16 protein-coding genes are annotated in these 17,949 nt (G+C 39.5%); 14 read left to right on the top strand and 2 right to left on the bottom strand.

What is annotated here, in order from left to right:
* Positions 1–859: 859 nt before the first annotated feature.
* From MH215_RS23875 to MH215_RS29365, 7 genes are all read left to right on the top strand, one after another.
* Positions 860–2,068: a sensor histidine kinase gene (locus MH215_RS23875; protein WP_239293624.1), complete on the top strand. Its 1,209-nt coding sequence runs from the start codon at positions 860–862 to the stop codon at positions 2,066–2,068.
* Complete coding sequence (locus tag MH215_RS23870) at positions 2,055–2,702, top strand: response regulator (RefSeq protein WP_239293623.1); 648 nt, start codon at positions 2,055–2,057, stop codon at positions 2,700–2,702. Before MH215_RS23875 ends, MH215_RS23870 begins: the two co-directional genes overlap by 14 nt.
* 228 nt (positions 2,703–2,930) lie before the next feature.
* On the top strand, positions 2,931–5,144 hold the full coding sequence (locus MH215_RS23865; protein ID WP_239293622.1) for an MMPL family transporter: 2,214 nt from the start codon (positions 2,931–2,933) through the stop codon (positions 5,142–5,144).
* Positions 5,145–5,294: 150 nt separating this feature from the next.
* The gene (locus tag MH215_RS23860) at positions 5,295–7,187 is read left to right on the top strand and encodes an LTA synthase family protein (protein WP_239293621.1); all 1,893 of its coding nucleotides are present in this window, start codon (positions 5,295–5,297) and stop codon (positions 7,185–7,187) included.
* 226 nt (positions 7,188–7,413) lie between these two features.
* A complete protein-coding gene (locus tag MH215_RS23855) occupies positions 7,414–7,752 on the top strand; it encodes an Asp23/Gls24 family envelope stress response protein (RefSeq protein WP_239293620.1) in 339 nt (112 codons plus the stop codon).
* A complete protein-coding gene (locus tag MH215_RS23850) occupies positions 7,752–8,255 on the top strand; it encodes a DedA family protein (RefSeq protein ID WP_239293619.1) in 504 nt (167 codons plus the stop codon). Before MH215_RS23855 ends, MH215_RS23850 begins: the two co-directional genes overlap by 1 nt.
* Before the next feature lie 35 nt (positions 8,256–8,290).
* On the top strand, positions 8,291–9,121 hold the full coding sequence (locus tag MH215_RS29365; RefSeq protein WP_481857485.1) for a YihY/virulence factor BrkB family protein: 831 nt from the start codon (positions 8,291–8,293) through the stop codon (positions 9,119–9,121).
* An 86-nt stretch (positions 9,122–9,207) separates the two neighbouring features.
* Here the strand turns inward: MH215_RS29365 and MH215_RS23845 are convergent, their stop codons facing one another.
* Complete coding sequence (locus MH215_RS23845; RefSeq protein WP_239293618.1) at positions 9,208–10,317, bottom strand: nuclear transport factor 2 family protein; 1,110 nt, start codon at positions 10,315–10,317, stop codon at positions 9,208–9,210.
* A gap of 332 nt (positions 10,318–10,649) precedes the next feature.
* On the opposite strand from MH215_RS23845, the gene MH215_RS23840 reads away from it, so the two are divergent.
* The 4 genes from MH215_RS23840 to imm48 all read left to right on the top strand — a co-directional run bounded on the left by MH215_RS23840 (position 10,650) and on the right by imm48 (position 12,963).
* Positions 10,650–11,552, top strand: a complete 903-nt coding sequence (locus MH215_RS23840; protein ID WP_239293617.1) for a diacylglycerol/lipid kinase family protein — start codon at positions 10,650–10,652, stop codon at positions 11,550–11,552.
* A 247-nt stretch (positions 11,553–11,799) separates the two neighbouring features.
* On the top strand, positions 11,800–12,150 hold the full coding sequence (locus MH215_RS23835; protein ID WP_239293616.1) for a hypothetical protein: 351 nt from the start codon (positions 11,800–11,802) through the stop codon (positions 12,148–12,150).
* 3 nt (positions 12,151–12,153) lie between these two features.
* Positions 12,154–12,609 (top strand): SMI1/KNR4 family protein, encoded by a 456-nt coding sequence (locus tag MH215_RS23830; protein WP_239293615.1) that lies wholly within the window; start codon positions 12,154–12,156, stop codon positions 12,607–12,609.
* Positions 12,610–12,684: 75 nt separating this feature from the next.
* Positions 12,685–12,963 (top strand): Imm48 family immunity protein, encoded by a 279-nt coding sequence (gene imm48, locus MH215_RS29360; RefSeq protein WP_481857484.1) that lies wholly within the window; start codon positions 12,685–12,687, stop codon positions 12,961–12,963.
* 228 nt (positions 12,964–13,191) lie between these two features.
* Here imm48 and MH215_RS23825 read toward each other — a convergent pair whose 3' ends face one another.
* Entirely contained in the window at positions 13,192–14,670 is a 1,479-nt protein-coding gene (locus tag MH215_RS23825) for an Lsa family ABC-F type ribosomal protection protein (protein WP_239293614.1), read from the bottom strand.
* Positions 14,671–15,395: 725 nt separating this feature from the next.
* Here MH215_RS23825 and MH215_RS23820 point away from each other — a divergent pair.
* The 3 genes from MH215_RS23820 to MH215_RS23810 all read left to right on the top strand — a co-directional run bounded on the left by MH215_RS23820 (position 15,396) and on the right by MH215_RS23810 (position 17,634).
* A complete protein-coding gene (locus MH215_RS23820) occupies positions 15,396–15,944 on the top strand; it encodes a hypothetical protein (RefSeq protein ID WP_239293613.1) in 549 nt (182 codons plus the stop codon).
* Between the two features lie 368 nt (positions 15,945–16,312).
* Positions 16,313–16,894, top strand: coding sequence for a sigma-70 family RNA polymerase sigma factor (locus MH215_RS23815; protein WP_239293612.1), 582 nt, complete (start codon positions 16,313–16,315; stop codon positions 16,892–16,894).
* On the top strand, positions 16,891–17,634 hold the full coding sequence (locus MH215_RS23810; protein WP_239293611.1) for a DUF3600 domain-containing protein: 744 nt from the start codon (positions 16,891–16,893) through the stop codon (positions 17,632–17,634). Before MH215_RS23815 ends, MH215_RS23810 begins: the two co-directional genes overlap by 4 nt.
* The last annotated feature ends 315 nt before the right edge of the window (positions 17,635–17,949 follow it).

Here is a 17,949-nt window from a genome sequence, read left to right as displayed (position 1 = left end):
GATTGAAAGCAGTTGATGCAAGCTTTTACTCAGTCATTTCCCAGGCTCTCACACAGGAGTTTTAAGTGCAGATTCCTTCTTTTCTCAGGCATCTCTCTATCCTTTCAGGGACACGAATTATTAGTTGTTTTCGTTCACAATTGAACCAGTTTCTTTCCAGTTTTCAGGGCTTTTTCTCAGCGTTTTTGGGACACGAATTTTTATCTCGGAAATGGCGGTGAAGCCTTATGGGGTAAGGGATTTGGGTATTTGGAGGTGGGGACAGTTATTTTTAGTTTTCTACAGTTGGTATAGGAAGTAACGAAGTAACGACAGGGAATTTCCTACGGAGAACTTCATAACTTGTGTTAACTTGAACAGTTCTGGTAATTTTATTAGGGCTGTTTTTTATTTTTTGTAAATGACTAAACAGACAGCCATGATAATGCTGAAAGGGGAGATGGGTCTACGAAATAATAAAAAAAATCACTTTTGATAGTCTTATTTTTATCAAGCTATTGCTAAACTCACGTAAACCTAATATATCTGCCCAAAAGGGCAATAAAAGTATGCCCATTTAGACGCTGTAATGAACAAGTTGAAATAATATAATGAGGTTGTACAGTCCATAGATAACTTGTAATTTGCGAGACGTTTTTGAGCTTGTTGCGGAACCAAATTAGGACATGTATAGAAAGCCAACCTAACCACTGACTTGTACATACGTAATTAATGCTGAAAATATTAATCCTCAAAGTGCGGTCTAACTTCGAGTGGAAGCAAGCTCGATAGATGGTGGATTTAAGTAAGCAAACCTTCGCCAATAATAAGTTTTATAGGAAGATTTAGATCATTGAATCTTGGACTGGGGTGAACTGTTATGATGATTACCAAGAAAAATAAACTTGAGACGATACATGAACTATTTGAAACAAGAAAGCCCATCTTCATTTGGTTAATCTTTGTATACGCAGGATCTGTTACGCTTCAGTTTCTGGATGATCCTAGAGTGATTAGCAGTTTGGTATTTACGGGATTGTTTATTCTCCACGCCGCGTTGCATTGGATTTCTTATCGGGTTAGCCAAAGACAATTTTGGTTTTATTTTGGAGTCCAAGGGATTCTAATTTATTTGTGCGCTATTCTTTTCCCAGGGAGTTATCAGGCAGTTCTGGTTGGGTTGCTCCCTGTACTCATTGCTCAAAGTTTAGGTTTTTCTTTTCGAATCAGCAGGGTGATATTTATAGCTTTAGTTAGTGTTATTATATTTTTTGATTCTGCCTTAACGGTTGGAGATACAAAGGAACTGCTGGTATTCATTCCGATGTTTGTCATGATGTTAATTATCGTCATCGCTTATGGCATCCTATTTTTCCGTCAAGTACATGAACGAGTCAGATTGCAAAAGTTTCTGAATGAACTGCAAGTAGCTCATCAAAAAGTCGAAGAACTTACATTGTCCAATGAACGGCAGCGAATGGCTAGGGACTTACATGATACTCTTGCTCAAGGAGTCGCGGGTCTAATTATGCAATTGGAAGCTTCTAATGCACACATGATGCAGGGGAATACAGAGAAGGCTCATAACATTATAATAAAGTCCATGCAGCAAGCACGTAGAACACTGGCTGAAGCACGTAGGGCAATAGATGACCTTAGAACTAAATCAGCACCTGATATCGATTTTAAGGAAGCGATTGAAGATGAGGTGAGACACTTCAGACATTCCACGGGCATTCAGGTAGACTGCCATGTACAACTGAATCAGCTACTATCCAGAGTTGTGATGGAACATAGTCTGCATATCGTCAGAGAAGTGTTGACGAATGTTGCACGCCATGCCAAAGCAAATGTAGCAAAAGTCAGTGTGATCGTCTCGAACAATCAACTTCAGATCGAAATATCAGATAATGGAAAAGGATTCAATCCAGATGCGATCGGAAAGGAACCAGGTCACTATGGGTTACTTGGAATCCATGAGCGAGCAAGATTGATTGGTGGACAGATTAAGATCGAGAGCAGCTCAGAAGGTACAGCCATAACAATGTCGATGACAATTCATGAAGGAGGTCAGCATGAGCCCTTATAAAATTATGTTGGTGGACGATCATTTTGTAGTTCGAGAAGGACTGAAGCTCATATTAGAGACCAGCGAAAAATATCAAGTCGTAGGGGAAGCTGTTAATGGCCAGGATGCGCTTGAAAAGGTTGAAAAGCTGGAGCCTGACATTATTCTAATGGATCTGAATATGCCTGTTCTGAGTGGACTCGAAACGATGAAGGAATTTAAGAAGAAAGGCCTTACGATCCCTATTATTATCCTGACCACGTATAATGAGGATGAACTGATGATTAACGGGTTGGCTTTGGGAGCCAAAGGATATTTGTTAAAAGACACAAGCAGAGAAAGCTTGTTCAGAAGCATTGATTCTGCAATGCGAGGGGAAATGCTTTTATCTGAGGAGATGCTAGAGCGAGTAATGGCCGCTAAATTAAAATCGCAACAAGAGGTTAAGGAAGATGTCAAACTGTTGAGCGATAAAGAAAGCTACATTTTGCAATGCGTGGCTAAAGGCTATAAAAGCAAAGAAATCGCATTCGATATGAACATTGGAGAACGAACAGTCAAAGCTCATCTAACGAACATATACAATAAATTGGGGGTAGATTCTCGATCACAGGCCGTAGCTACTGCGCTGGATCGAGGTATTCTGAAACTATAAATATTAATCGACGCTAACGAGCATGCAGGCTACCGACTGCATGCTTTTTTCTGTTGTTATCGAGTTGATTACATATGTTGTAGTTTACATCCATAAAAGAGAATATCAACTTGATAGATCTTTCCCCAAAGGGCAGAATTGAATGCCCTTTGGGACGATGTTGCTGTTCCAAACTAATTATAAAATAAGATTATATTTAAGATATAGAGCAGAGGAGACGAAACTGACATGGCAAAAATGTTATACCGACTGGGATTTTGGTCTGCCAAGAACCGCATTAAGGTAATCATCGGAACAATGATGGTGATGTTGATTACCTCAATGGTAGCAATGGGGATGGGGCCGAAGCTTAGTGAAGAAACTACGATACCGGGGTTAGAATCAATTGAAACGATGGGACAGATGTATCAGGAGTTTCCTTCTATGATAGATAGCAGCAAAGCAATTCAGCTGGTGCTCAAAGCGCCCGCAAACGAAACATTATCTTCTGAAAAGGTAAAACAACGGATTGAAACACAACTTCAGAGCATATCCAAAGATCCTGCTGTAACTGAAGTATCTGGCCCATATGATAATGAATCAATGAACACGGATGGCACGATCGCTTATGCGACAGTCTCTTATAACAAGGCTGATGGTGATGTTAGTGAGGCGTCTAAAGAATATGTAATTCATGCTGCAGAGGCTTTACGGAATGCCGGAATGCAAGCAGAACTCACGGGCTCAGGTTATGTGAAGATGGAGATTGGTGGAGCTACAGAAGGAATTGGTATTCTAATTGCGCTGGTTATACTTTCTATTGCTTTTGGATCTGTCCTCACTGGCATCATTCCGATTCTAACCGCAGTCATTGGTCTTGGAACCGGCGTAATGCTGATCATTCTTGGATCTAATTTTCTGGATACACCTTCCTTCGCATTATCATTAGCAAGTATGATTGGACTTGCAGTAGGTATTGATTATGCACTATTTATTATTTCAAGATATCGTCAAGAACGTGCGAAGGGTTTTGAGAAAAGAGAGGCTATTGCTATAGCTAACGGTACAGCAGGTAGTGCAGTTGTTTTTGCAGGAATAACCGTAATTATTGGACTTGCGGGTATGGTGGTCGTTGGAATTCCTTTCCTCACAGCCATGGGAGTAGCTGCTGCGCTTTGTATTTTTGTAGCTGTACTAATTGCAGTAATTACAGTGCCGGCCGTTCTTGACGTAATGGGCGGAAAGATCAAAGTTAAGCCGATAAAGGATTCTAAGAAATTAAATCAGTCCCGAGGAAATCTGTGGGGTAGATTGGTTACAGGACGACCTTGGATCACAGTGATTCTAGGATTGGTTCTTCTCTCCACGATATCGGTACCCTTTCTACACATGGAAACAGGGACTATGGATGATGGATTAAAATCAACCAGTATGACGGAACGACGAGCATACGATTTGTTATCTGAAGCGTATGGCGTAGGATACCATAATCCTCTGATGATCCTTGTCAAAACGGATGGAAGTGCTGAAGCTGGGGCTAATGTGGCAAAAACAGTGGAACAACTTAAAACCTATCCGAACATTGGGGTGGTTGCCGATCCGGTTACAGGCGCATCCGGAAAGGTATCTTTGATTAACGTTATTCCAGCTACGGGGCACGCTGATGTGGAAACGGTGGAACTGGTAAAAACAATTCGCAGTCATATTCCTGAGATTGAACGTCAGAACCATGTGGAACTACAAATAACGGGCAGTACGGCAATTAATATTGATATCTCTCAAAAACTGAACGAAGCCTTACCTAAGTTCTGTATCATAATTGTTAGTTTGGCCTTTATCCTGCTAGTCATGGTGTTTCGCTCCATCTTGGTTCCAATTAAAGCAGTACTCGGTTTTGTTCTCTCACTCGGAGCTACGATGGGATTTATTACCTACGTTGTTCAGGATGGACATTTCCAAAATATCTTCGGTTTCAGTGGACAATCGCTTGTGCTTAACTTCTTACCAATAATGGTTGTGGGAATTCTGTTTGGATTAGCTATGGACTATGAAGTGTTTTTGGTTAGCCGTATGCGTGAGGACTTCAAAAAGAACGGTGATGCCAAACAATCTGTACTCGCAGGAATAAAGCATAGTGGGGGCGTAGTTACAACTGCTGGATTGATCATGATATCCGTATTTGCAGGGTTTATGATGACCAATGATCCAAGTATTAAGGTCATGAGTTTTGCCCTACTCTTTGGAGTATTGTTTGATGCCTTTATTGTTCGTCTATTCATTGTCCCAGGTGTGATGATCCTTATGGGTAAATCAGCTTGGTACTTGCCGAAATGGTTAGATCGACTTCTTCCGAACTTGGATGTTGAGGGGGAAAAGGTAATGGAAATTGTTGAAGAACGTCATCAGAAACGTACGAATCCGCATGATCTATTTCCAGAGCCTATAAATAGAGCAGAAGTGTAAATTAAAGATGGCAGGTTTCATGATGAAACCTGCCATCCAATGTTTTGACGAGAGGTTAATCTGGTTTTTCTATTCTAAAAGATTGATTACGTTGTAGGGGAGGGAGGCGCTGCTTCTGCTCCTTTTTAATAATTCTAGAGGATGAATGGTATGTACAAACGAAATGAAGGCTTGGTTAGATTAAAACGTCGATCCTATGAAAATTTGTGTTTGTTTAGTTTTATTCTCCTGTTGAAAAGTGTAGTCGCATGGTCTGTTGTATTTCATGATGGAACGAATTGGGCTATCGTACAAACAGAGCTTCCTTTTTTTATCCTGGTGTTTAGCCTAATTGAATGGTTTGCAGCCAAGAGGAAGATATTGTACTATATGCTGGTCAATTTCTGCATGACGTTAATATATTTTGCAGTCATCATGTACTATAAATATTACGGTGTTATCGCTACATATCATTCACTTAAACAAGCCAAAAAGGTTACTCATGTTGGAGAGAGCACATTATCTCTGCTTACACCCTATTATTTATTTTTGTTTGTTGATATTGCCTTATTTCTAGTTCTAATTATCCTACCTAAGTATGTTTCAATCTGGAAGGATCGTGCTTCACGTATGAGTCGTAAGGTGTTAACTTGTACGATTAGCGCATCATTCGTTTTATGTGTATTCAATATCTGGCCGGCGCATGCAAGTCTGAATGAAATCAATAAAGCGAAGAGTATGGGGATTCTTAATTATGAAGTCTATAAGGTTGTCGCCGATCGTGTGGAGAAGGAAGTGCTTATAGCTCCTGATGACATCTCCCAAGAAACAATTCATTTAACCAAGGGAAGTTCTCCACTTCAAGACGAACCCAAGTTTCATGGAATTAATAAAGGCATGAATTTAGTACTCGTACAGATGGAATCCTTTCAAAACTTTTTGATTGACCTCAAAATTGATGGGCAAGAGATTACCCCTCACCTAAATCAGTTGATCGAGAAAAATACGTACTTCCCTTATTTCTATACGAATGCTGGACAGGGGACAACCTCGGATGCCGAGTTCGTCGTAAATACATCCTTTTACGTACCTAAGGATGAACCAGCAACTTCATCCAAATATATGGATAAAAAGCTTCCAAGTCTACCGCACTTACTGAAGGAAAATGGTTATGATACAGCGACGTTCCATACCAATAGTGTGGATTTCTGGAATCGTAATCGATTATATCGTGCCATTGGTTTTGAACGGTATTATGATCAAGTATTTTTTGGAGAAGATGATCCTATTGCTTTTGGTGCATCGGATGAAGCTTTGTACGCCAAAACATCTGCTGAATTGTCCATGTTGGATAAGCAGGATCAACCTTTCTATGCGATGGTCATATCCATGAGTGCACATCATCCCTATCACTTGCCTGAAGAAAAGGCTAAAATGAAGCTTCCTGATCGTTTCCAGGATACATTGATGGGTGATTATATTCAGGCTCAAAATTATGCAGATGTTGCGCTGGGTCAGTTTCTTGATGAGCTGATAGAGTCTGGACTATGGGATAACAGTGTGGTTGTATTTTATGGGGATCATCAGGGGATACCAATGACTGGTCTTACAGGAAAAGAAAAAGAACTGATGAATTCCCTGTTAGGTCATAACTATGGGTACACAGATATGATGAACATCCCATTCATTGTGCATTCGCCTTCAGGACAGCTTCCTCCTGTAATTAATACGATAGGTGGACAAATTGATATTCTACCAACGGTAGCCAATCTGTTGGGAATTCCATTGGGACATCAACTGGTTTTAGGTGAAGACTTGTTCAATCAAGAGCGTAATTTGATTCCGTTAAGACACTTTCTACCTGATGGTTCTTTTATAAATGATAAAATATTATATATGACAGGTAATCAATATGCCGACGGAGTACATTATGAACTAAGTAACAATAGGATCGTTGAAGGGGGATCTACTGCATCTCAATTCTCGGCCGCCCAGCGTTTACTTGACCTCTCAAATAGCTACTTACTACAGTTACCTGATGCCTACAGTAATCAGGAGAAATGAGAGTTAGAATGGGTGATTGCAGGATAACTGTTTTATGATACGGGATACAGGCAAAGGGAGACATTAGTAGTCGATGTCTCCCTTTTGTGTGTGCTCCTCGGATATGAAAAGCACATGCCCAAAGGTACAATACTTCTCTGCCCCAAGGTACATTACGCTAACTCTTAATTCAAGATAAAATGGATGTATACCATTACAAAATTGTTCAAAGGGGACATTAAAATTGATGATACAGACAGATATAGGGAAGATAAATGTTTTAGAGCAGGCGATTACAACAATTGTTTCAGGAGTTGCAAGATTAGAATCTGGAATAATACTGTTGTCAACAGGAGCCGTAGATAGCCTAATTAAACACGTGAGCGGGAAAAAAATGCATAAGGGAGTATCGGTTACTTTCTCAAACTCAAAATTAATCATTGAGCTTCGAATTGTTGTCACTTACGGAGTGAAAATCCACTATGTCAGCCGTGAATTACAGTCCAGCATATTTGAATCGGTGAATCATATGACGGGTATTTCTCCAGATCAGATCCACATTCGTATTGAAGGTATTAAACAATAATGATGAGTGATACTTTATTAGAACTTGTTAATCAGTACGGATATGTATTTTTCTTCTTGGCTTTTTCACTAGGTCCTTTTGGAATTCCTGTACCTAATGAAGTCATCATTTTATCTGGATCCATATTAAGTCATAGTGGTGTCGTCAAGTATTGGGGAACGTATACTTCCATTCTAACAGGCTTATTGACTGCAATCACAACTTCCTATATCATAGGAAGGTTTTTTGGGCATAGATTTAAAAAAAGATGGTTAACCAATCGTTATTTCTTGAAAGCGGAGTTTATGCTGAGGAGAAAGGGTGATCTAGCAATGCTCATTGGAATGTTTATTCCGGTGGTGCGCTATGTCATGCCCTTGCTGATTGGAATGAGTGAGATTCATTTCAAGAAATTTGCCCTTTTTACCTATTCAAGTGCGCTGATCTGGACAATGACTTATTTTGTTATAGGTATTTATTTTAAAGCGCCTGTTTTATCGTTGATGCAAGTCTTGGGATATTGATATATGATGATCGTATATAAAGGAGATGATTTGCAATTAAAGAAACCTACATACATATTCAAGAAAAATGCGCTCCATACTGGAATAAAGTAAAGCAGATTGTCGTCCCTGAGTTACGTTTACTCCCCGGGCATCTTACTCTTTTTTTCGTATTATCCCTAATTCCAATCTTAATTTTGATTAGTTACACATCATCCTATTTGAAATTTCCGATCATTGATATTCTAGAATCGTTAAAAGGAATACTTCCAACGTCTGTATTTGAAATGCTGGTTCCTTATACTGAAAAAGGGCTCACGCTTCATAGTGGTGTCTGGATGGTCTTTGCATTTATTCTGGCTTCTAACGGAATGCATGCAGTGCTTGTCTGTTCGGACACTCTATTTAGTTTCAAACATCGAAACTATTTTCTTCGTCGACTGAAAGCACTTCTTCTGACCATCATGTTAGTTATTATGATTATATTTAGCCTGTTGGTGTATAGCTATAGTAGTATTGTTTTGCATTTCGATTTACTTCATGGCATGAATGAAATAACAAAGCTGTTGTTAGCTATTTTGAGATGGCCTGTCGTTTTATTATTTTTATTTCTTACAATTAAAATTGTGTATATGGTAACACCTAGATATCGAATCCCGGGAAAGTACACCAATTTTGGAGCGCTTTTTACAAGCATTGTATGGGTGATTTCAACATTTGCATACTCATATTACCTTAATCATTTTAATAACCAATACAGCGATTTATACGGAGACTTTGCCAATGTAATTGTTTTAATCATGTGGATGTACATTTTATCCTATGTATTTACTTTAGGTATTTCTATAAACGCATACCATTATCGGGTTAAACAAGTAAGTTGCTGATCACAACTACATTTCTAAAACACATAAGGGAGCACCCATTGTTGGATACTCCTCGTATGTGTTTAGTGCTCTCATAACCACCTGGGTCACTTCGTCCAGGATTCAATAACTTTTAGGCTGTTATTCTCTTCGGCAAAGTGTAAAAACTGCATGACGTCCCCAGCAGTCTTTTCCCCTGTCTTCGTGTCCTCATTCGTAATTCTATAGTGAATGGCTGCCCAGTCGCCGCTGATAAGCATATTATCAAAACGAATACGTTTGACCTCGGTCGCTGCGGCATCATTCTTGACGGCATCCTTGTACTCATCGAGAGTCATAGTCTCTGCATTAGTGTGATATTTCAGATCGTTACTATAATACGTATTGGCCCAGTCACTCCAAGCATCAAAACCTTGGTTCCATCTATCAAAATCGCTGTAAATGGCGCTTTGAATTTTTTTAGCCATATCGGTATCAACCGGCGTGGGATAAGTAACAGGATATTTGGTTTTGAGATCTGTAGTATCAGGGATTTTGGTGTTAACGATCTCATCCAATGCAGCTTGTTGTGCCGCCTTCGCTTCATCCGTTTGAAAATGGGTCAATGCGTCAAAATCTGCTCCCTTTGTACCAGCCCAGCCTTCAACAACTCGAGTTCCGAGCGAATCACCATAGTCCTTGAAATGGACGAACTCCATTACACTTCCATCGGAAGATTGCTGGCTGTCTCGAGCAGTCGATGAGATGTCATATCGAATTGCTGCCCAATCATCGTTAATGATCATATTGTTGAAGTTACCCATCTGAATATCGGTAGACTTTAGCTGTGCATCCATAGCAGCCTGATACTCCTTCAACGTGAGTTTCACGCCATGGACGTTATAGAGAGAATCCTCTGTATAAAGAATGTCCCCCCAGGCTTCCCATGCCTCATATCCTCTATTCCAGTTCTCAAAACCATTTAGGAGTCTGTTCTGTATATTCTTTTCCATCTCAGACTCAATTGGTGTTGAGTTAATAATTGGGAATTTAACCGCAAGTTCTTCTGTATTGTCATAGGAATCAGAAATACTAACCATAGATTCGTCTGAACTCACATTCTCCTCAACTTGGGTAGAGGTTGGATCTGTATTATTTCCACAACCTACAGCAACGGTCATAATGGCCAAAGCTGTCAAACTCGCGGTCAACATTCTCATCGTAGTATTCTTCATCATTATTCTCCTCTCAATTCTTCGTATAACGATCATGCTTTGCTATGCCAACAACTAATTTAATAGCTTACACCTATACTACAACTGATAAAAAATTGTAACATCGTTCAAAAAGGCAGATTTATGCTTCCCTTTTGGGCATATGTAAAAAATGAAAGTATCCCATGAACAGTGTCTGTAAATAGAGTTGTATGTTAATCGGAGGCCTATTTTATTCACAGGTACCCGAAAGGGCAGGATCAGATCCGCCCTTATGTACGATGTTGACCGTTCGTAATGAATATAAAATTAAAGCATAGAAGAAAGGGAATTTATTGAGAGGGAGCATTCCAGTGATGAGACCAAAAATGATTGTAAATCCCGTATCAGGGCAGCATACAGCATACAAAACGAAGGCTTCAGTTATAGCGTATATGAAAAAGAAATATGCTTTGCATGATCGGGATATTTTTTACACAAGTAAGGAGAATAATGACTTAGGAAATTCATTTTTTGAAGATTGTGATTCACTGGTAGTGGCTGGTGGTGACGGAACCCTGCATTACGCAATTAACACGATGAAGAATCTAGGTTTAGATATACCTCTAGCTTATCTACCGACAGGTACTGTCAATGATTTTGGTAATGCTCTGAAATTACCACGATCCTATGAAGGTTTTACGAGAATGCTTGAAAAAGGAATGACCAAGAAGATTGATATCGGCTTGGCTGGAAATGAATATTTTCATTACGTTGTGGCGGGTGGTGCAATGAATTCCATTAGCTATACAACCAACCAGATGCTGAAAAACGTTATAGGAGATAAGGCGTATTATTTGTCTGCTCTACCTAAACTCCCCCAAATATTATCGGGAACACATATTAAGATTGAATGTGACCAAATAGAACAAGAACATGATGCGCTTCTCTACCTGGTTTCAAAATCAGCGATTATTGGCGGGATTGAGGGCATTTTACCGGATGCTAAGATGGATGACGGTCAACTTCATGTGCTTGTCATTCAAAAAAAGTCATGGTTCAATACTTTGCAACTTCTTTTAGATATAAAAAATGGAAGACATCTTGACCGCTCAGATGTCTTGTATTTTACGACAAAACGCTTAAGAATTACTCAATATGGTGATGACATAGCAAAAGTGGGGATTGATGGTGAGATGCACCATAATGGGTTAATGGATATTGAAGTAATCCCGCGTGGATTAACGATGATAGTGCCGTGCAGCTCGGATGTGGCGTAGTTGAGCAGAATGATATAAAAATTGTATTCGACATAGAGATTTGTCATATGAATTCCAAAATGTAAAGAAGTGGGTTATCCATCTGTTGGATACCCACTCTTTTTATTTCTATAGCACTTACGAGTTACGGTAAAACGTTCCCGTATTATCACTAGGATATATTGCTTAGCCTTTATTTGCTTACAAGCTCCGGATTGGCTGCCATAATACTGGGTGTAGACTCTCTTATAATAGGCTTGGTTACCATATGAGAAATCTGATGAGGCTGTTCGGGCTTTCCATTCGGGATAATAACATTTCGGCTGCTTTGATCCTCATCTCACCCCGCGCCAAAACGGTAACCAGGAGCAACGGGGAATACTATGCCGCAGGCCAACTGACTCGTCTGACGGATACGAGCGGACATGGCATTCGTTTACAACAATTTAAGTACGAGTACAGTCTATCGGGCTTGCTGCTGAAGGAAGAAAATAAACAGTACACGTACGATACATTGAAGCGTTTGCGCAGTGGCGCTGAGCCAGACTGTGTTGTACACTACACGTATGACCACCCATACTTGTTAATATTGAAAAAAAATAATTTTAAGGAGGCTTAATCTTTGTCAAGTCTAGATGAAATATATGAGAGATATATGCAGTTGTGTCCTGAAGATGGAATCAACGAGGATGTTATAAGAAAAATCGAAGAAATTCTTCAGTTAAAACTTCCCGACGATTATTGTGATATAGCGAAATTTTACAGTGGGGGTTTACTAGGGGGAATAAGTTGTTTTGCGTTTGCATATAAGGACATTACACCTAATATTGTAGACGAAACACTTAGGCTTCGGAACGCAATTAAATTACCATCAAATTTTGTTGTGTTAGCTGAGCCACCGAACAGTATTATTATTATGGATACTCAAAATAATCCATCCGTTATATGGTGTGATGCAACGGATATCGAAAGAATAGATACAATGTCTTTCATTTCACCACCAGATACATGGGAAACTTTTTTAGATTTTTTCACCAAATTAGTTGAAGATGAAGAGGAGGAACATACGGAATTGTGATAAAAAAACGTTTAATTGACTATACGCGAAAGAAGATGAAAAAAGACGGACTTATTAAACTTAAATAATGATGAGATAGGAGTAAGTGATGTTGCAAATGAATTACGACTGTTTTCATCACAGGCACATGCTCTGATAATTGGATTACTAATTAACGAGTTTAAATATAGTGAAAAGCAAGCAGTAAACTTTGCAGAGGATTTGATTAAAGCGACAAGTAAAGACTACCATCCTGTAATGAATGCAATAATTCGTAGAGGAGTAGATGGATACTTTAAATATTTGGAAAATATGATTGATGATTTGAAAAATAATTTACTTGATATTATACATACAGTTAATAAGAAAGCATAAATTTAGATGGTTCTATTGTATTATGTAGTAAGCCTGCAACCCATTCCGACACTCTGGTTATCTATGATGCTAAAACTGCGGAATTCCGATAGATGAGAGGTCATTCATATGTGAGGAGCATTTTAAGGATTCGCTGTTAGAATAATGCAGTAAGTACGTACATCGAATATACAACGAAAAGCCGCCTGATGGCGGCTTTATTGGCTTACTTTTCCATTCTGTTTGCAACTATAGCTCAATCACTTTCTTTGCAATATTGCCGCAGAACTCACTGTCGTGCTCTACAAAGAGAAGTGTTGGCTCAAACTCCAACAGTAGATCTTCAATTTGCATACGCGATATAACATCCACGAAGTTGAGTGGTTCATCCCAAATGTGCAGGTGAGCTTGCTCACTTAAACTTTTGGCAATGAGCACTTTCTTTTTCTGACCGGCGCTAAAGCTCGAAATATCCTTCTCCAATTGTAGTCTGGAAAAATCGAGTTTTCTCAGAATGGATTTAAACAGGCTCTCATCAATTCCTTGATTAGACGCATAATCAGATAAATTACCGCTAAGATCGGAAGTATCCTGCGACACATAGGAGATTTTGAGCTGAGGGTCTTTACGACAAAGACCTGTATATGAAATATCCTCGCCACAGATTAATTTAAGCAGGCTTGATTTACCCGATCCATTCTTACCGTATAGAGCAATGCGATCTCCTTTTTCAATCGCAAAACTTACATCGGTACACACCGTACTAGAGCCGTATGCGATCGTTACATTCTCTAATTCGACCAGTTCATTCTTGTGAAAATCGAGCTGATGAATCTGTAAACGTTCTGCGTTTTCCAGATTTTTGAGTAGTTTAGACTTTTCTTGGATGGCAGATTGCTGTCTCTGTTCGATGTTTTTGGAACGTTTCATCATCTTGGCTGCCTTGTGTCCGATATAGCCTTTATCTACTTTGGAGCCGGAATTTCGGGTGCCATTCTTGCTTTTCTCTACTTCATGCGACCATCCACCCGTCCGTTTGGCTGAGTCAGATAAACGCTTGATATCCTTCATTAGTTTCTCATTGCTGGCGAGTTCGAACTGATCTTGTCTTCTTTTGTTCTCCCACCAGGCGGAGAAATTCCCTTTTTGAATCTCGATGTTCGTCTTGTTGATAGATAGGATGTGATCTACACAGTGATCCAGGAAAGATCGATCGTGAGATACCAAGATAAATCCACTCTTATTGCGAAGATACTCACTCACGATTTTTCGCGCATGTAGATCCAGATGGTTAGTAGGTTCATCGATGAGCAAGAACTGATTATCCTTCAGGAATAAGGCTGCCAGCATGACTTTGGTCTGTTCCCCCTGAGATAGGGAATCGAAAGGCCGATATAGAATATCTTCCGATACTTTCAAGAGGTTAAGCTCACGCGCGAGCTGCCAATGTAGGTACTCAGGATAAATGTCCTCGACGACATCGAGGGTCATCATGCTTTTATCCTTTACCTGGAAAGGGAAGTATTCAAAGTCAACCTGCGCTGAGATCCGCCCACTGTACTCGTATTTACCAAGCAGCAATTGCAGAAAAGTTGTTTTGCCTCTCCCGTTCCTGCCGGTAAATCCTAATTTCCAATCAGTGTCTAGCTGAAAGCTCACATGTTCAAATATATTATCGTAACTGCCATCATAGGCGAAGGTAAGGTTAGTAACGTTAATTAACGACATAAAGATCATCCTTTTTATGTGAAATATAAAAGTTAGTCCGGCAGAGTAGCTACCATGACATGGATTGCTTCACTTTTACATTTGAACATAATCAGAATTTCAGATCGTCTCTGAAATGAATGACTTTATCTAATGTTTGAGAAGTTTAGGTTAGTCAAAATTTCCGGATATCCTAAGATGAAAAACATAAAAAGCCCCATTTTCCGGTGCCTTTTTGCGTAACATCAGCCTAGATATACGTTGAAGAAACTTAGCACTAAGTATTAGTGCCAAGCTACTCTATATAGTAGGAGGATAAAGTGCCGGATTCTGATTAGTTATGTTGTGAACCATGCCAGTGTTGATGTTCGTTGACAGGTTCACATAAACATCTACGATTTCTAATTCAGTCATTGCCGATCCCCCTTTAAAAGCTTAACGACTTAATACAGGAAACGTAACATGGAATACAACTAGGGGTCAAGGTATGAGCGCCCTTCAGGGATATGTATGTGGTGATATTGTATATAGGGAGGATATTGTTTTTCATTTATGTGCGGCTGCATTGTTTTAAGCTTCAGTTTATATCCTTAGATGGAGCTTTTGGCTTACCTTGAGAAAATTGTGGGAATTAATGTAGAATATTTAATGATTAGAAATATCGGCACTTTTATCTCAACAATAAACTTAATCGATGTAAATGTTATCATGACTTTTACACTTGTACCAAGGAAGGTGTTTAATCAATGCCAGAAGAAGTGAACTATGGTTCCAGGGCATGTATGCAATTCTCTAATGAAGAACTTTGTAAGTATTTTATAACTAAATTCGAGAATAACTCATCTATAGCTATAAGAACATTGTCTCAAGACGATCGAGAGATTGAAATAACATCAAGTACACCAATTCAATTTATATGTTTTGATGGGGAGAAACAGCATCTGTTTATTAGTTTTAATGGAGATCAAACATCAATTTTTGTTCACAATGAAGAGATTATGTTTATAGATGAAAATAGAAAAGGTATGTATACGACAAGTGATACTTCTGGAAATGTGGTATATGAGGGGAATTTGCGAAGTCTTTCACATGTCAAGCTGTTATCTTTATTTCGCGATGTCCTTTTATGTTTTATTGGGGCAAAAGAAGTTGAAATAATTGAGAGAGAAGCTTTTTACGATGAAGAGAACAAACAATATAAGTATTATAAACCACATACATATGAGATAAATGTAAATAATAAAAATTCCGATCGACAGATTAAAAAATTTAAAAATATCACTATAAGCTATTGAATGTCTTTCTTTTAAAATTCAACTAACGAGTTTGGTTTAGAACTGAAAATTAAGACTAACCAAAAACCTGACCCGGACAAGAGCACAGTCTCAGTCTAGTCAGGTTTTTTATCTTTTCTTTCAAACGTAGAACACTTCCTTACCATGGAGGTTAGTTGTGAACCGGTTTTCCTCTCATCAATGATCATTGCCGGTATCTCGAAGACAGCAGGTGAACTCAAGCCAGTCTATGACATTCCATCACTGTTCAGTGAATTACTTAGTCCGTTGCTTTTCCTAACCGTGTAGATGCACCTGCAACTGAAATAAATCGAACGATATGAGCCCGTTATGCCAATATATAGTGAATAGAGGAGAGGGGTTGGCTGATGAGAGAGGAACACGAATACATAGAACTTGTAGCGTTAACACGAGCTGGTGATGATAAAGCCTATGGAGAGTTGTATGAGAGAACAGTAACGGATGTGTACCGGACAGTCCGGTTTCTGATTAATCATGTCTCTGATACGGAAGATCTGGTGCAGGATATTTATATTCAGGCGTATCGGTCATTGGATCGATATGATGCGGAGCGTGCTTTTCGTCCGTGGCTTATGGGCATCACGATGCGTCAGGTGAAAAATTATCGGCGGCGGAGGTTGACCCAATTTCGGTTTAATCAACGGATTGAGAAATCAGACACTGGCATGGAGATTGATTTCTCTGTTGATCTAATCAGTAAATTGGCACATCAGCCTCTGCTAGAACAAGTACGTCGGTTGCCATACAAATTGCAGCAAGTGGTTACCCTGCATTATTTAAACGAATACACCCAAGAAGAAATTGCCTGGATTCTAGATATTCCGCTCGGTACGGTTAAGTCTCGAATTCATGCTGCACTGACTAAGCTACGCCAGAAGAAGAGTATGATCTATTCATTTGAAAATAGGAAAGGTGGAGGACTGGCATGAAACTGGAGGATGAATTACGTGAAGCTTACCAAGGAGAAACAAGTACGTGGGCTACCCCACCAGAAGGGAAGGAAAATATGCTGAAAGCTATCCGAAGTGAGTCGAAGGGGAAAAATCGTCCACGTAAATGGTTAGTCGCAACCGTAATAGCGGCCGTTCTAATTATCCCTACAGGCGCATATGCAGGCTACACCTATCTTGCAGATGATATCTATGGTGCTGAAGAAAACATAAGAGTGATGGGAGGAACCTCGGCTGATTATAACCGTTTGGAAGCGAAACTGCAGGAAGCCAAAGCCTATTTCAGTGAAGTGGAGTTCACTCAGTATATGGGGCTCCTGAAACAATGGGGGCAGATGTCTCTGACTCACGCTGATTCGCAAGGAGAAATGCATCCAGAGCAATGGAGTACAGCAGATCAGGAGAAGTACAACCAACTAGTCGCAAGTTTGGAGTCTTTCTTTGAACGGTTAGAAGGTGCTAGTGAAGAGAAGGAATTGATGGATCGTCAACAATTCCGTACTGAAACATACAAGGCTGCCGAGGAGATGCTTTCGAAGGAAGAGTTTATTGAATTTCAAGTCTTGTTCGAGAATATGGAGAAGTATGAAGCCATTGTTGTGGACGAGAATGGTAGCATTCATGAGGAACGATTATCAGCAGAACAGAAGCAGGATTTGGATCAAGTGCGAAAGCAATTTTATTCGTATTTAGATCAGATCGGTTATAGTGTGCGATAGGAAGAGGGCAGCGTGAGAAATAGGTTGAGAATCAATTTTATTATGCTCATCCACTGGCTGGCGTCATGGTTGTTATTAAGTAATATGAGCGTAGAAGTATGGGAGTCATATACAGACTGACTGGAGCCGGGCTGGGTTATGCCTTCTGCTCCAGTTTTTAAGTTGGAGTTTCTATTTTACACTTTGCTTTTCTTTTCCAAATAAACCTATAGACTTCTTGCATCTTAAAGTGAACGTGATTTACATATTTGCAACTTTGAATTGTTGGTACTCGTATTACAACTCAGATGTTGCTGTGGCATACTACGTATAGAA

Source organism: Paenibacillus sp. ACRSA, assembly GCF_022346845.1.
Classification (GTDB): domain Bacteria; phylum Bacillota; class Bacilli; order Paenibacillales; family Paenibacillaceae; genus Paenibacillus.
Note: the sequence above shows the minus strand (reverse complement) of the source record. Positions and strands in the feature narration are given on the sequence as shown.

Excerpts from the sequence above, each read along its gene's own strand:
- MH215_RS23870 (WP_239293623.1), top strand. The coding sequence starts at position 2,055 with ATGAGCCCTTATAAAATTATGTTGGTGGACGATCATTTTGTAGTTCGA.
- MH215_RS23840 (WP_239293617.1), top strand. The coding sequence starts at position 10,650 with ATGAGACCAAAAATGATTGTAAATCCCGTATCAGGGCAGCATACAGCA.
- MH215_RS23835 (WP_239293616.1), top strand. The coding sequence starts at position 11,800 with ATGAGAAATCTGATGAGGCTGTTCGGGCTTTCCATTCGGGATAATAAC.
- MH215_RS23845 (WP_239293618.1), bottom strand. The coding sequence starts at position 10,317 with ATGATGAAGAATACTACGATGAGAATGTTGACCGCGAGTTTGACAGCT.
- MH215_RS23865 (WP_239293622.1), top strand. The coding sequence starts at position 2,931 with ATGGCAAAAATGTTATACCGACTGGGATTTTGGTCTGCCAAGAACCGC.
- MH215_RS23820 (WP_239293613.1), top strand. The coding sequence starts at position 15,396 with ATGCCAGAAGAAGTGAACTATGGTTCCAGGGCATGTATGCAATTCTCT.
- MH215_RS23875 (WP_239293624.1), top strand. The coding sequence starts at position 860 with ATGATGATTACCAAGAAAAATAAACTTGAGACGATACATGAACTATTT.
- MH215_RS23860 (WP_239293621.1), top strand. The coding sequence starts at position 5,295 with ATGTACAAACGAAATGAAGGCTTGGTTAGATTAAAACGTCGATCCTAT.
- MH215_RS23815 (WP_239293612.1), top strand. The coding sequence starts at position 16,313 with ATGAGAGAGGAACACGAATACATAGAACTTGTAGCGTTAACACGAGCT.
- MH215_RS23810 (WP_239293611.1), top strand. The coding sequence starts at position 16,891 with ATGAAACTGGAGGATGAATTACGTGAAGCTTACCAAGGAGAAACAAGT.
- MH215_RS23855 (WP_239293620.1), top strand. The coding sequence starts at position 7,414 with ATGATACAGACAGATATAGGGAAGATAAATGTTTTAGAGCAGGCGATT.
- MH215_RS23850 (WP_239293619.1), top strand. The coding sequence starts at position 7,752 with ATGATGAGTGATACTTTATTAGAACTTGTTAATCAGTACGGATATGTA.
- MH215_RS23825 (WP_239293614.1), bottom strand. The coding sequence starts at position 14,670 with ATGTCGTTAATTAACGTTACTAACCTTACCTTCGCCTATGATGGCAGT.